The sequence below is a fragment of the Peribacillus sp. NPDC056705 genome, assembly GCF_043656335.1.
The window spans coordinates 165,441-179,590 of record NZ_JBHTYI010000009.1 but is presented as its reverse complement, the minus strand read 5'-3'; the positions used below and the strand labels follow the sequence as shown (position 1 = coordinate 179,590).

16 protein-coding genes are annotated in these 14,150 nt (G+C 40.0%); 9 read left to right on the top strand and 7 right to left on the bottom strand.

The features are described from left to right. Nucleotides 1–56: 56 nt before the first annotated feature. Nucleotides 57–419 carry a YtxH domain-containing protein gene (locus ACFRAK_RS14305; protein WP_387596431.1) on the bottom strand — a complete coding sequence of 121 codons (363 nt, stop codon included), beginning with the start codon at nucleotides 417–419 and terminating at the stop codon, nucleotides 57–59. Between the two features lie 317 nt (nucleotides 420–736). On the opposite strand from ACFRAK_RS14305, the gene yhzF reads away from it, so the two are divergent. Continuing rightward, the gene (yhzF, locus tag ACFRAK_RS29820) at nucleotides 737–916 is read left to right on the top strand and encodes a membrane protein YhzF (RefSeq protein ID WP_483878287.1); all 180 of its coding nucleotides are present in this window, start codon (nucleotides 737–739) and stop codon (nucleotides 914–916) included. Between the two features lie 99 nt (nucleotides 917–1,015). Here the strand turns inward: yhzF and ACFRAK_RS14300 are convergent, their stop codons facing one another. From ACFRAK_RS14300 to ACFRAK_RS14290, 3 genes are all read right to left on the bottom strand, one after another. Then, nucleotides 1,016–1,534, bottom strand: a complete 519-nt coding sequence (locus tag ACFRAK_RS14300; RefSeq protein WP_076367276.1) for a tryptophan transporter — start codon at nucleotides 1,532–1,534, stop codon at nucleotides 1,016–1,018. A 126-nt stretch (nucleotides 1,535–1,660) separates the two neighbouring features. Next, nucleotides 1,661–2,764, bottom strand: a complete 1,104-nt coding sequence (gene serC / locus ACFRAK_RS14295; protein ID WP_394571905.1) for a 3-phosphoserine/phosphohydroxythreonine transaminase — start codon at nucleotides 2,762–2,764, stop codon at nucleotides 1,661–1,663. Nucleotides 2,765–3,259: 495 nt separating this feature from the next. Next, the gene (locus ACFRAK_RS14290; protein ID WP_387596425.1) at nucleotides 3,260–3,682 is read right to left on the bottom strand and encodes an HIT family protein; all 423 of its coding nucleotides are present in this window, start codon (nucleotides 3,680–3,682) and stop codon (nucleotides 3,260–3,262) included. 656 nt (nucleotides 3,683–4,338) lie between these two features. Here ACFRAK_RS14290 and ACFRAK_RS14285 point away from each other — a divergent pair. The 3 genes from ACFRAK_RS14285 (at nucleotide 4,339) to ACFRAK_RS14275 (ending at nucleotide 7,093) form a co-directional block, all read left to right on the top strand. Then, complete coding sequence (locus tag ACFRAK_RS14285; protein WP_192203642.1) at nucleotides 4,339–5,082, top strand: ABC transporter ATP-binding protein; 744 nt, start codon at nucleotides 4,339–4,341, stop codon at nucleotides 5,080–5,082. After that, on the top strand, nucleotides 5,075–6,283 hold the full coding sequence (locus ACFRAK_RS14280; RefSeq protein WP_394571903.1) for an ABC transporter permease: 1,209 nt from the start codon (nucleotides 5,075–5,077) through the stop codon (nucleotides 6,281–6,283). The genes ACFRAK_RS14285 and ACFRAK_RS14280 overlap by 8 nt, the downstream gene beginning before the upstream one ends. Before the next feature lie 105 nt (nucleotides 6,284–6,388). Continuing rightward, nucleotides 6,389–7,093: an EcsC family protein gene (locus tag ACFRAK_RS14275; RefSeq protein WP_387596419.1), complete on the top strand. Its 705-nt coding sequence runs from the start codon at nucleotides 6,389–6,391 to the stop codon at nucleotides 7,091–7,093. Nucleotides 7,094–7,122: 29 nt separating this feature from the next. Here ACFRAK_RS14275 and ACFRAK_RS14270 read toward each other — a convergent pair whose 3' ends face one another. Beyond that, a complete protein-coding gene (locus tag ACFRAK_RS14270; RefSeq protein WP_387596416.1) occupies nucleotides 7,123–8,334 on the bottom strand; it encodes a M20 family metallopeptidase in 1,212 nt (403 codons plus the stop codon). 92 nt (nucleotides 8,335–8,426) lie between these two features. On the opposite strand from ACFRAK_RS14270, the gene ACFRAK_RS14265 reads away from it, so the two are divergent. Further along, nucleotides 8,427–9,071: a phosphatase PAP2 family protein gene (locus ACFRAK_RS14265; protein ID WP_387596413.1), complete on the top strand. Its 645-nt coding sequence runs from the start codon at nucleotides 8,427–8,429 to the stop codon at nucleotides 9,069–9,071. Between the two features lie 159 nt (nucleotides 9,072–9,230). Here the strand turns inward: ACFRAK_RS14265 and ACFRAK_RS14260 are convergent, their stop codons facing one another. Beyond that, entirely contained in the window at nucleotides 9,231–9,746 is a 516-nt protein-coding gene (locus ACFRAK_RS14260) for an antibiotic biosynthesis monooxygenase family protein (protein ID WP_387596410.1), read from the bottom strand. Between the two features lie 272 nt (nucleotides 9,747–10,018). On the opposite strand from ACFRAK_RS14260, the gene hemE reads away from it, so the two are divergent. The 3 genes from hemE (at nucleotide 10,019) to ACFRAK_RS14245 (ending at nucleotide 12,931) form a co-directional block, all read left to right on the top strand. Next, nucleotides 10,019–11,062 carry a uroporphyrinogen decarboxylase gene (gene hemE, locus ACFRAK_RS14255; RefSeq protein WP_387596407.1) on the top strand — a complete coding sequence of 348 codons (1,044 nt, stop codon included), beginning with the start codon at nucleotides 10,019–10,021 and terminating at the stop codon, nucleotides 11,060–11,062. 78 nt (nucleotides 11,063–11,140) lie between these two features. Continuing rightward, on the top strand, nucleotides 11,141–12,076 hold the full coding sequence (gene hemH / locus ACFRAK_RS14250) for a ferrochelatase (protein WP_387596404.1): 936 nt from the start codon (nucleotides 11,141–11,143) through the stop codon (nucleotides 12,074–12,076). A 279-nt stretch (nucleotides 12,077–12,355) separates the two neighbouring features. Beyond that, entirely contained in the window at nucleotides 12,356–12,931 is a 576-nt protein-coding gene (locus ACFRAK_RS14245; RefSeq protein ID WP_260284571.1) for a TetR/AcrR family transcriptional regulator, read from the top strand. 162 nt (nucleotides 12,932–13,093) lie between these two features. On the opposite strand, the gene yhfH is transcribed toward ACFRAK_RS14245, so the two are convergent. Further along, nucleotides 13,094–13,222, bottom strand: a complete 129-nt coding sequence (gene yhfH, locus ACFRAK_RS14240; RefSeq protein ID WP_076367255.1) for a protein YhfH — start codon at nucleotides 13,220–13,222, stop codon at nucleotides 13,094–13,096. A 177-nt stretch (nucleotides 13,223–13,399) separates the two neighbouring features. Between yhfH and ACFRAK_RS14235 the strand changes: the two genes are divergently transcribed. After that, nucleotides 13,400–14,134: an MBL fold metallo-hydrolase gene (locus ACFRAK_RS14235; RefSeq protein WP_394571902.1), complete on the top strand. Its 735-nt coding sequence runs from the start codon at nucleotides 13,400–13,402 to the stop codon at nucleotides 14,132–14,134. The last annotated feature ends 16 nt before the right edge of the window (nucleotides 14,135–14,150 follow it).

Sequence of the window (14,150 nt, the reverse complement as noted above, 5' to 3'; positions counted from 1 at the left end):
ATCATGTAATTTATTGGGAAAAATGGAGAATCAAGATTTTGTGACGATGTCAGCTATTAATTTTTTGAAGAAGGGGTGGCCGCTTCCAATTCTTTCAATGAATTTTCAATTTCTTGAACGTTCTTCAATAATTCATTTTTATTGGGTTCGATTTCCCGCTTCCAGTTCTCGATGACGACCTGAACATCCGAAATGAACGTTTTTACCGTTTCTTTGCTGATTTGTGAAGCTTCCATCGTGTCATCTTTAATATTTAGCATTTTTACCTTTAACTCATCAATTGTATTCTTAATATCTTCGGTATTCGTTTTGATGCGGGTCCGTAGGTCTTTACCTGAACTTGGTGTTGAAAGTAAGGTTGCCGCACCAGCTACTACTGTTCCGGTCAAAAAGCCAATTAGTAATGATTTTGCTTTCATTAGGATCACCTCATTTTATATTATGTTTTCGCTTTCCATGGTCTGAATCCCTGCTGAAAAAAGCATCAATTGGAAATTATGATAAATAGGGAGAGAAATACTATTGATATCAAAATACCATAATTTTCATCCTTATGGAAGAGTATCGACCATTTTATCTTTATATCACAAAAATATTTTTTTAAACTTAGAGAGTAAATATATAATATTTAAAAATAACTTGAAGCTTTAATAATATTGCTTCATATAAAGGGAAGAGCAGCATATAGATAATAAAAACAAGCTGTCGGAACATGGATGGCACTGGTGGGTAAAGAATGAAAATCATTTTTTTATTAGGTCTGGTATGCATGTGCGGAATGGGGTATTTTCTAAGGCGAGCTAAAACTCCTGGCATCTATCCGCCTAAGAGGGTGCTCCAGGCTAGAGCCTTCGCTATGGGCCTCCCCGGGGTTTTACTGCTTTTCATTTGGTTTATGTGGATATTGATTCACTGACAGATGAAGGATGATTCTGACTAGAGTTCCAGATTCATAAGATTGGAAAAAAAAGCACCGGATATTCCGGTGCCTTTTTAGGTATGATGATCCTGCTGCTTAAGCATTAATGGGTATATTTGATTTTCTTACGATGCCGTTCACAATTGGATAAATGATGACCATCGCAACTGTATTTAACAGTACGGCAGGAAGTACAACAGCGCCGAAAAGTGCAACGAAAGGCCCTGGAAGGGAAACGATATAATAAGCCGAACCAAGGAAGACAGCGCCGGAAATCATTGTTCCTACGGCAGTCAAGATACTAACGGTGACAACGGATGTTGAAAACTTCTTAAGACTGATGAATAAAAGGTAAAACAGAAAGGCTGTTGCCAATTTGTCTATGATATTTGGAATCTGTCCACCAGGAAATGTAGTCGTCATGGCAGAGATGGCTCCAGCAGCCAGGGCGACAATGAAAACATTCTTCTTCGCGGGAAACAGGGTAATCGCCAAAAACATCATCAACAGCATCATATCCGGTTTCATTCCAAGGAAGAATCCAGGTACGATAAAATGCAGGGCAGCCCCAATCCCGATTAATAGGGACAGTGACACAAGGGTTTTCGTTTTCATTTACTCATCTCTCCTATTCTCATCTCAACTAACATCTTTTCTTCAACAATGCACTATTGCCTGTTGCAAGAAGTTTAAAATAGTATATCATAAGACCTATTTTTTTAGAAGTTATATTTGTTTGAATTAAAGGATTTGAGCTTCCTTCGCTTTATACGATTCCTGGAATTTCTTCATGAAATCCGCAAGTTCCTGGCAATGGGATAGAGGGACAGCATTATAGATGGATGCTCTGCAGCCACCGATGGAACGGTGACCGTTCAGTCCTACGAATCCGGCTTGCTTTGCCTCTTTAAGGAATTGTACTTCCGCTTCTTCTGACGGAAGCGTGAACGTCACATTCATTAATGAACGGCTGTCCAGTAGGGCATGGCCTTTATAAAAACCATCGCTGCCGTCAATGGCATCATAAATGACTTTTGCTTTTTCAGCATTGACTTCAGCAATCTTTTCAACGCCGCCCTGTTCTTTTGCCCAATCCAACACAAGGGACAATAAGTAAATGGCCAATGTCGGAGGCGTGTTGTATAAAGAGTTATTTTTCGAATAGATAGAATAGTTCATCATGGATGGGATTTTGTCATTATCCGTAATTAAATCTTTACGGATGATAACGACCGTGATTCCCGATGGCCCCAGATTCTTTTGTGCACCCGCATAGATGATGCCGAATTTACTAACATCAATTTTTTTACTGAGAATATCACTTGACATATCAGCAACTAAAGGAATGCCGCCTGTTACCGGGAAGTCCTTCCATTGCGTTCCGTAAATCGTATTATTGCTTGTGATATGAAGGTATGCAGCATCATCATTCAATTGGATGTCTTCGACTTTAGGGATGAACGTATATTTTTCATCTTTGGATGAAGCGACAACAGCCGTTTCACCAACCCTTTTGGCCTCTTTTAATGCCTTTTCCGACCAAGAACCAGTTAGGACATAATCTGCCCTTTTCCCATCATTCAAAATGTTCATGGGAATCATGGAAAATTGTAGGCTTGCTCCTCCTTGAAGCAGGAGAACTTCATAATTTTCAGGAATTTCCAAGAGTTCTTTTAATGATTGAATGGCATGGTTATGAATTTTTTCGAATTCCGAACTTCTATGGCTTAATTCCATGACCGACATACCTGAATCCTCAATATTCAACCACTCGTTTTGGGCTCTTTGTAAAACTTCTAAGGGAAGGGCGGCTGGCCCAGCGTTAAAATTGCGTGCACGTTTCAATTTTTTTCCTCCTATGCGACTATGCGATAAAGTATTTGGGACTATTCATATATCCTACCAGAAAACTAAATTCAATAGGAGGAAAATTTAGAATTTTAGGGGACATTTCGTTTTGATGAGGGCCAATGCAAAAAGGTCCTCCACTTTGTGTGGGGACCAAATCGGGATCTTTGTTTTTCATGCAACCAGCGTGAGCTAGCGTTCAATTGCCGATCCTTTTAAAAGATAGGCTGTTTTCGCATACTTTGTTGCTATTTACCAAGTAAAGCGGTGTGGTTGATTTCCCCTTCAGATGCTCGCTTTCCGCGGGGCGGGCGGTGAGCCTCCTCGGCGTAAACGCCTGTGGGGTCTCACCTGTCCCGCTGCTCCCGCAGGAGTCTCGCACTTCCACTCCAATCAACCTTAAATAGTCTCGTTTTAAAAACAACAATCTTAACGAAAAGAGCCAAAAGCTATAACGAGAGGAAAAAGAAACCTGCATTGACCATCACGGTCTCATTTTAAATGCTGTGCAATGGAGTCGGCGATTTGTTTCAGGTCATCTGGTGTATAGTCGCTCGTATTCGTTTTCCAAACAGCCCCAAAGCCGTCTCCTTCACCATGCCGAGGAATCAAATGCATATGAAAGTGGAAAACGGACTGTCCTGCGGCTTCACCGTTATTATTTAGAAGGTTCAGGCCTACAGGTTGGAATTCCTGCTTCATGGCGCGGGCAATTTCCGGCACCACTTCAAAAAGGTTCTTGGCAATCTCAGGTGTCAACTCATAAAGGTTTTCCTTATGTACTTTAGGTATTACCAGCGTATGGCCTTTTGTTACTTGACTGATATCGAGAAAGGCCAATACATGTTCATTTTCGAAAACTTTGGAACTTGGGATATCCCCATTGATTATTTTGCAAAAAATGCAATCACTCATTAAAAACGCCCCTTTAAATAAATGTATTTGGTTAATCGTACCATAGCTTGAATCCTTGGGAAAAGGAAAAATCATAAAAACAGGATGCAACATAAGTTGCACCCTGCCTGTTGAAAAAGGGGTTTTTGCTTCAAAATTCGCATTAGCATAAATTCTCTGCGACAAACACCTCATCTACGGTTTAGTAAAATATGGTTATTATCTGATTAGAGATTTTCCATTCAAAGCAACCATCTCCTATATCTTTAAAGTTTCATCAACTTTCAAAGCATAATTGATAATTATTGAATGATTTTTCTGCTTTTACGTGCAAGAGAACCATCTCCTTGCTCGAAACGATTTTTTTAATGAAGCTTCTGGTTTAATTCAGTTATGCGTCTTTAACTGACACCTCATTTACAATATGATGTAAATCATTTGTAATAAAACATTTGGGTATTTCAGTGTAATACGTCTTTAACTGACACCTCATTTACAATATGATGTGAATCACACGTAATGACTAACCCCTTCTTCCTTATTTATGATGACCACCAAGCAGGGAAAATATAATTAGTTATTTATGGAAATTCAGTTCCGGGAACACTCGACTATATAAAAGCAGGAGAATTTGATAAAATGGAAATGAGAACCTCTATATAGAAAGGATCGTTTATATGTCCTTATTGGAAATAAAGCAATTAGTGGGTGGATATACGAAAACGCCCGTTTTAAAGGGAATAAGTTTTGACATTCAACCAAATGAGCTAGTGGGGTTAATTGGGCTCAATGGGGCTGGGAAAAGTACGACAATTAAACATATCATCGGACTTATGGAGCCGAAAGGCGGAAGTGTCTCGATTCATGGAAAAACTCTTGCACAGGACCCGGATACATATCGGAAACAATTCACTTATGTTCCAGAAACGCCAATCTTGTATGATGAGCTTACACTTGAGGAGCATTTAAAGCTTACGGCCATGGCACATGGTTTGGCGGAAGCCACATATAAGGAAAGGATGGGCGTTCTATTAAAGGAATTCCATATGGAAAAAAGGCTTAAATGGTTTCCGGCCCATTTCTCAAAAGGAATGAAGCAAAAGGTCATGATAATGTGCGCCTTTCTAGTACAGCCGTCATTATATATCGTCGACGAACCCTTCGTAGGTCTTGATCCATTAGGCATTCAATCCCTGCTCGATTTGATGAGGAAAATGAAAGAGAGCGGAGCGGGAATTTTAATGTCTACACACATACTGGCGACAGCCGAGAGGTATTGTGATTCTTTCATCATCCTGCATAATGGGGAGATTCGGGCAAAAGGCGATCTTGAGCAGCTTCGCAAACAATTTTCCATGCCGGGGGCAACTCTTGATGATTTATATATTCAATTGACGAAAGAAGAAATCGGTCATGAATAGTCAAAATCTCTGGAAGGAAAGATATTTAGGCTATATAAATGAAACGCAAAAATATCTGCGCTATATTTTTAATGGCCATCTAGTTTTTGTCATGGTATTGGTTCTTGGTGGTTTGGCCTATTATTACAGTGATTGGGTGAAGACATTGGACAGTGATTTCCCTGCTGAATTGATCATGGCCTTTGTTTTATCGATCATTGTGACCAGAAGCCCGATTAATACTTTTTTGAAAGAACCTGATACGGTATTCCTGCTTCCGCTTGAAACGAAGTTGAGTAGCTATTTCAAGAATTCACTGATATTAAGTTGGGTCATGCAGGGGTTTATTCTTCTGGTTGTCCTCATTGCATCCATTCCGATGTATTCGAAGGTCACGGGTGCAGGAGGCACTGACCTTGGAATCATCCTTGTCGTTTTGCTTATTTTGAAGTTCTTGAATTTAACCATGCGCTGGCAGGTGTTGAAATATCAGGATACATCAGTGAGCCATTGGGACTCTTTCATCCGTTTTTTACTTAACGGAGTGATTCTTTATTTCATCTGTTCGAGGGCAAATATACTGTTTGCACTTATAACATTTTTATTATTGTTAGGACTTTACATGTATTACCGAAGCGCAACTAAAGGATTTGTGCTTAAGTGGGAACGGCTGGTGGAGCTGGAAAACAAGAGGATGAATTCTTTCTATCGAATAGCAAACATGTTTACTGATGTTCCCCATTTGAAAGGAAAGGTAGCAAGAAGGAAATGGCTGGACTGGCTATTATCATTCATTCCGTATGGTGAAAAATCAACGTATACCTATCTTTATGCCCGTACTCTGTTGCGATCGAATGATTATGTGGGACTATGTTTTCGCTTGACTATCATTGGGTCAGTGATTTTAAGCGTATTCACTAACATATGGGCACATTTGATTGTAACCTTCATGTTCCTATTCATGACAGCCCTGCAACTGCTGCCGGTATGGAAGGCTCATGAATGGAAGGTATGGGTCTCATTGTATCCATTGCCAGCAAAAATGAGAGAATCTGCAGTCATAAAGCTAATTTCTTATTTCCTATTATTTGAGGACCTTGTCTTCGTTTTGATCCTCCTGGTAAAAGGGGAATGGATGTCCGCTGTAGCCGCCTTGGCAATGGGGCTTGTTTTCTTGCTCGGTTTTAAAATTTATGCAGCAAAGAAAATTAAAAACTTTTAAACAGAAGCTGATTTTTCATAAAATCAGCTTTTTCTTTTAAGAAATGAAAATTGAAACTAAAAGCCTCATATGTGGTATATACATATTTAACGGAGGTGTTAACTGATGGATGAATATGGACAAAAGGCATTATCGGAACTAATATCATGGAAAAAGAAAGTAGCCAAGAAAACCGGCAAGCTTGAGCGGTTGTCCAAAAAGGCGCAAATCAAAATGAATAGTTATATCCCAGACCGAGTGCACAAAATGATTACTGATAGTATTAAAGGGATGATTGAGGCCGTATTATCAGGTTCAAAATATATGTCTAAAGAAAAAAATGTAGTGCTTCTATCCTTACAGCAAAAAGAAGAATGGGTTGCGGAAACTGTAACGGCCTATCGGAAAACGGCCGTTATAGAAGGTGCGGGAACAGGAGCTGCAGGGCTTTTGATTGGATTGGCCGATTTCCCATTACTGCTTAGCATCAAGATGAAGTTATTATTCGAAATATCCCGTATATATGGTTTTGATCCAAATAAATATGAGGAACGCCTGTTCATACTCCATATCTTTCAGATGGCATTTTCGAGTGAGGAAAAAAAACTGGAAACATTACGGGTAATAGAAGAATGGGAATCAGGGAAATGGCCGGAAATAGACTGGCAAGAATTTCAGCAGGAATATCGCGACCACATCGATGTCATCAAAATGTTCCAGCTAGTCCCAGGGTTTGGGGCAGCTGTCGGTGCATATGCAAACCATCATTTGTTGGAACAACTTGGGGAGACGGCTGTCAATTGTTACCGAATCAGACTTCTAAAAGAGTAAGGGACGGGGGAGAACCCGTCCCTTACTCTTTACCGTAATAAAGATTCATTCCCCTTTTGCGATGATTGTTTCTTATTGTGATAGGTTACAGCTGCAGTGCCTAATATCTTGGCTGCAATGAGCATCGCTTTTTCATCGATGTCAAACAAAGGATGATGATGCGGATATGTATGTTCATTTTTTGGCTTGGCCCCCGTAAAGAAGAATGTACCTTTCACATTTTGTAAATAATAAGAAAAATCTTCACCTGTCATATCCGGGTCAATTTCCTCTGTAATTAAAACTTCCTTGACGGATTCAGTGCTTTCGATGAGGAATTTAGTTTCCTCAACATGTGGAATAACAGCTGGATAACCCTGAAAGTATTGATATTCATAAGTGCAGTCGGCAGCTAGGCAGGTTCCTTTAACAACCCGCTCCATTTCTTCGCTTATGAATGAACGGACATCTTCCTTGAAAGTGCGGACGGTTCCGATTATTCTAGCCTTATCCGCAATGACGTTAAAGGCATTATCCGCTACAAAGGAACCGACGGTAATGACTGCAGAATCTATTGGGTTAAGTCGGCGGCTTACGATTTGCTGTAGGGCCGTGACTAGCTGGGAGCCGACTACGATTGCATCACGGGTTTTATGCGGCTGGGCTCCATGTCCGCCCTGCCCTTGAATGGTGATTTCAAAACGGTCGGCAGCGGCCATAATGGGTCCATATGCGTATTGGACTGTTCCGGTAGGGATCGTGGCCCATAAATGGGTGCCGAAAATTACATCCACCCCATCAAGGCAGCCAGCCTCAATCATCGGTTTGGCACCTCCTGGAGCATATTCTTCAGCATGCTGATGGATAAATATATATTCACCTTCGAGCTCATCCTTCAGAACATTCAGGTTTTTTGCAAGGACAAGGAGTGTCGCTGTATGGCCATCGTGTCCACACGCATGCATTACCCCGGGTACGCAAGATTTATAGGGAACTTCTTTTTCATCCTGAATGGGTAAGGCGTCGAAATCAGCGCGCAAAGCCACGGTTTTACCAGGCTTATTGCCTGTTATCTTGGCAATAACACCATTACCGCCTACATTCGTCCGATGTTCGATTCCAATTTTTTTATAATATCCAGCGATGAAGGAAGCCGTTTGTGTTTCTTGAAAGGAAAGTTCGGGATGTTGATGGAGATAACGTCTGATGGAAACCATTTCTTCATATGAACCATCTAGAAGATCGTGTAATCGCTGTATCATTTTTCGCCTCCTAATGATTGGATTAATTGTAAATAGTATATCATATTCTGAAAGATCCAAAGTGAATTAAATACCTTGAGGAGATATATATCATGATTAAATATTCCTGGATTGCAATGGTTTTGATTTGCTTGCTGCTATTCTTTTTTTTGATGCAAGAAGTCCAGAGTGGGAAGCCTTTAGCATTCGATACATATTTTACGAAACTTATTTCCGTAGGTGAGAATACTTTTTCGTTCACATTCTTCAAGTCCATTATCCATCTTGGGAAATCCAAGTTCATTGGTTTTGGAAGCTTATTTTGTGTTCTATATTTGTGGATAATAAAGAAGGATTATTGGACCATGGCCATCTTCTCTATCGGTATGGCCGGGGGTGATGTATTAAATGAGTGGATAAAAAATCATATTAAAAGAGTGCGCCCAGAAAATCATTTAATGGAGATGGCTGGCTTCAGTTTTCCAAGTGGCCACGCAATGGTGGGCCTTATTTTCTTCAGTATGGTTGCTTATTTAATCATGAAAGAAATTAAAGGCAACTATTTGAAATGGGCAGTGGGGCTCGGTTTCGTTAGTCTGGTTCTGCTAATAGGGGTCAGCAGGATCGCTATGAAAGTCCATTTTCCAACTGATATCCTGGCAGGCTTTGCATTAGGAGCGGCATATATTTTAACCTTGTTTAAATTATATAAATACCCCGGGCTAAAGTACTTTGAAAGAAGGATTCAGATAAAATAATTGTAAATACCCGTTGCATTTCCCCGGAAATAAAGAAGGAATTTGTCGGAAGGTTATAGGTTCATATGACTTTTGGGCCGTCCCAAATAACGCTCTGTATTACTATGAATTCAAAGAGGCCCATCCATGAGGATGGGCCTCTTATAGAGCAAGAATGGATTATTCTTCAGAATCCTTCACCAAAGTATACTGCGTTACATAAGGTTCACCTGAAAACATCTTCTGGCTGGAATTCGTAACGGGAGCTTTGGAGTCGCCGATATGCGCCTTCTGAAAAGAACTGGATTTCTTCCAGTGCAGGAAATCGGTTTGTTTCTCCCAAATCGTTAAGATTACATAAGTTTCAGAGTTGATTGGCCGCAGTACACGAAGTGCGACGAAACCTGGTTCATTTTCAATGAATCCTGCCCTGTTTTTAAAACGATGTTCGAATACCGGCCTTCCTTCTTCACTGACCGGTATATTGTTCATGACTACATACCCATGATCCTGAAGGGTCCCTTTCCCATCAACTACTTCATACTTGCGTGGAGAGCTGAAGATCGTTTTACCTTCCGTTTCATGTAAAAGTACTGTAGTGTCTGGGTTTTGCATAAGTAATATATTTTCATTCGGATGCTTATCTTTTTTGCTTTTCAAAAAATTGAAACTGCCTGATGTGATGAATACATTCATAAATTCCCCTCCAATATCTATATAGTACCTGTATACCCATTTTACCCAATCAATATTGCTTTTACCATTTTCAATCTAACCAATAGACTTTGATACCGGTAAGATACTTATAAAAAAAGTCGATTTTCTGACAAATAAATAGGTTGGCTATACTTCTATTATAGAAAAGGCTATAGTTTAAGGAGATTCGATTTGAAATTCAACATCCTTCTGATATTCTATGTAGGTAATGAATAAAAATAGAAACGTGATTGCTTGAAAGGTGGATATTAATGTCTAAGGAAATTACGAATGATACATTTTTAAAAGCTGCAAGAGGAGAGAAAACGGATCATGTGCCTGTTTGGTATATGCGTCAGGCTGGCCGTTCACAGCCGGAATACCGTAAGTTGAAAGAGAAGTACTCCCTTTTTGAGATTACTCATCAGCCGGAATTATGCGCTTATGTGACTAGATTGCCAGTCGAACAATATGACGTAGATGCTGCGATTTTATATAAAGATATAATGACACCGCTACCAGCCATTGGTGTGGATGTTGAGATTAAGTCTGGAATCGGTCCAGTCATAGCCAACCCGATCCAATCGGTGACAGATGTTGAAAAATTAGGTGAATTGAACCCAGAGAAAGATATCCCTTATGTGTTGGACACGATTAAATTATTGACCACGGAGCAATTGTCCGTTCCTTTGATCGGTTTCTCCGGGGCACCGTTCACCATTGCTTCATACATGATTGAAGGCGGCCCATCCAAAAACTACAATAAAACGAAAGCTTTCATGTATTCCGAGCCAAAGGCCTGGTTTGCATTAATGGATAAGCTAGCGGATATGATCATTGTATATGTCAAGTCACAAATTAAAGCCGGCGTTAGTGCCATCCAAATCTTTGATTCATGGGTAGGTGCTTTGAACGTTGAAGATTACCGCGTTTTCATCAAGCCGATCATGACTCGTATCTTTTCTTCATTGCGTGAAGAAAATGTACCGCTAATCATGTTCGGGGTCGGCGCAAGTCATTTGGCACTTGAGTGGAATGATCTTCCGATTGATGTAGTAGGGCTCGATTGGAGACTGCCAATTACAGAAGCAAGACAAATGGGAATACAGAAAACGGTACAAGGTAATCTTGATCCTGCCCTTCTTTTATCATCATGGGATGTTATAGAAGAACGGACGAAAAGGATCCTGGATCAGGGCATGGAACAGGATGGCTACATCTTTAATCTGGGACATGGGGTTTTCCCTTCCGTAAATCCGGAAACGCTGAAGAGGCTGACTGCTTTCATTCATGAATATTCATCAAAAATGAAGTAAGGTGAGCGAACCATTTGCTAAAATTCCTTAGTTGGATGCACAATAAAAGAACGAAATCTTTAAATGAGGTGTAATTCCATGTCAAGAAAAAAAATGGGCCTTTTAGTCATGGCTTATGGTACTCCATATACTGAAGAGGATATTGAAAGATATTATACACATATTCGTCATGGGAGACGGCCAAGCGATGAATTGATTGCCGACCTAAAAGGCAGATATGAAGCGATTGGTGGATTATCCCCGCTTGCAAAAATAACGGAAGGACAAGCTGAAGCCCTTGAAAAGGAATTGAATTCCGTTCAGGAGGAAGTTGAATTCAAGGCTTATCTTGGACTGAAACATATTGAACCTTTTGTTGAAGATGCAGTGAAACAAATGCATGAAGATGGAATCAAAGAAGCGGTCAGTATAGTATTGGCACCGCATTTTTCAACATTCAGCGTGAAGTCTTATAATGGACGTGCCCAGGATGAAGCCGCTAAATTGGGGGACCTGACCATCACTTCCGTTGAAAGCTGGTATGATGAGCCGAAATTCATTCAATATTGGGTAGACCAAGTAAAAGAAGTAATCGGGAAAATGACCTCGGAAGAACGCGATAACTTCGCTTTGATTGTGTCGGCACATAGCCTCCCTGAAAAAATCCTGCAATCAGGAGATCCGTATCCAAATCAATTGAAAGAAACGGCAGACATGATTGCTGAAGGCGCAGGCGTTACCAATTATGCAGTAGGCTGGCAAAGCGCTGGACAAACACCTGAACCATGGCTGGGACCCGATGTACAGGATTTAACCAGAGATCTTCATCAAACAAAAGGTTATAAAGCTTTCATTTATATTCCTGTTGGCTTTGTTGCCGAGCACCTTGAAGTTCTTTATGATAACGATTATGAATGTAAGGTTGTGACGGAAGAGATTGGTGCAGGCTACTATAGGCCGGATATGCCCAATGTTAAACCTGAATTCATCGATGCTTTGGCCACAATCATTTTAAATAAATTACAGGAAAAATGATCAATCCATAGGGGAGATTGGTTTAACCATGCTTACAATGTGCACTACATATTTTCATATGAAATTGATAGATGCCATACACCAGGAAAAGCGAAGCTTTTTTTACGTTACCTGATTGATTTAAATAAATACCCTTTGAAAGAGTGGCTGTCCATTAATGAGGATGGCCATTTTTTCTCTAAAAAATTTAAAATTTAATTGAAAAGACTGAATACTTTTGATATGATATCGTTGAACATAATGACTATTTTGTCCGTTTGGTCAGGATCGAGGTGGGAAATGTCTGTTGATCGTAAAAAATTAATTTTAGAAGCCGCGACCAAGTCGTTTTCACTTTTTGGATATAAGGCAACGACGATGGATCAAGTCGCTAAAATTGCCAATGTGGGAAAAGGGACCATTTATACCTTTTATAAAAATAAAGAAGAGCTGTTTAAAGAAATCGTTCAGCGGATGATAGAGGAAATGAAATATGAAGCGGAACAATCTTTGGATGACCAACTCTCCTTTTTTGAAAATCTGCATCGGGCCGTATATCGAATTCTGGAGTTCAGGCAGGAACATCAATTATCTTTAAAACTTCTTCAGGAAGAGCGGGATATTGGTACGCCGGCCGTTCAGGAAATGGTTAATGAAATGGAAGAAGCCATTGTATCCTACATTAAGGAAAAACTAAAAATAGCGATTGATAAGGGCTATATACAGCCTTGCGATCCAGAGATAACAGCTTTCCTGATGCTAAAGATGTACCTTGCCCTGATTTTTGATTGGGAAAGGAACCATGCCCCATTAGAGAAAGAGGAAATTGCTGAACTATTTAAAATATACTTGTTCAAAGGATTATCCGTAAATTGATAATTCTATTTTTTTGCTGAAAGGCAATGAATCCCAATAAAAAGAAGAGATACCGTTCCTCGGTATCTCTTCTTTTTATTGGGGATGTTTTTCAGCTGCGAAACTGAAGGTTATATAAATTCATCCTGCTATTTGGGAAGCGGATGGTGGAACACAAGAATACTACTCTCCAGAAAGGCAATGATCACAGTGGTTTCCATAACATTCGTGCTGTTCTTCGATTTTTTTTCCGCATTCCATGCATTGTTTCGGAGGCAGGTTTTTAAAGAACTCAACGCTACTTTGAATCATGAACATCATCTCCTGAATTATTATTTTTATTATTCGCTTTTCTATGGTTTTATTGTATTATAACAGAATCTATATGTCAATGAATGTTTTATAACATAAGTAAAAAAGGTGAAATAAGGGCTAGAATAGTTTATATTAATGGGGAAGTCATTGAGAGAAAAAAAGGAGTGCCTAAGCATGAAAATCACCGTAATTGGCTGCTGGGGCGGTTATCCAGCTAAAAATGAGGCAAGTTCCGGCTATTTGCTTGAATATGAAGATTTTCGCATTCTGCTTGATTGTGGCAGCGGTGTTCTATCACAGCTGCAAAACCATATGAAGCCGGAGGATCTTGGTGCTGTTGTATTATCCCACTATCATCCGGATCATGTAGCGGATATTGGTGTCCTGCAGCACGCTGCGTTCATACAGCAGATATTGGGCAGCGAAAAAAGGACGATTCCCATTTTTGGTCATGATTTGGACGAAGTCGAGTTTGGTAAGTTAACTTATAAAGACGTGACAAAGGGGATAGCCTACACTGCTGATCAGCCTTTAACCATTGGACCGTGTAAATTTACGTTCATGAAAACAAATCATCCAGTCCCTTGTTTTGCAATGAGGATTGAAGCTGAAAATCATGCGATAGTTTACACAGGGGATAGTTCATATATGGATGAGCTGGCGGATTTTGCTAAAGATGCAAACGTTTTATTATGCGAAAGTAATTTTTACAGTGATATGGATGGTTCAAAGGCGGGGCATATGACGGCAAGAGAAGCGGGCATGCTAGCGGAAAAGGCTGACGTCCAGCTATTGCTGTTAACTCATCTCCCTCATTATGGGAATCTTGATCAACTGAAAAAAGAAGCATCCAAGGTATTCAAAAGGGAAATAGCTGTAGCTAAAACCAATCTCGAATTCCAACTATAAATGAAACATCAGTGAT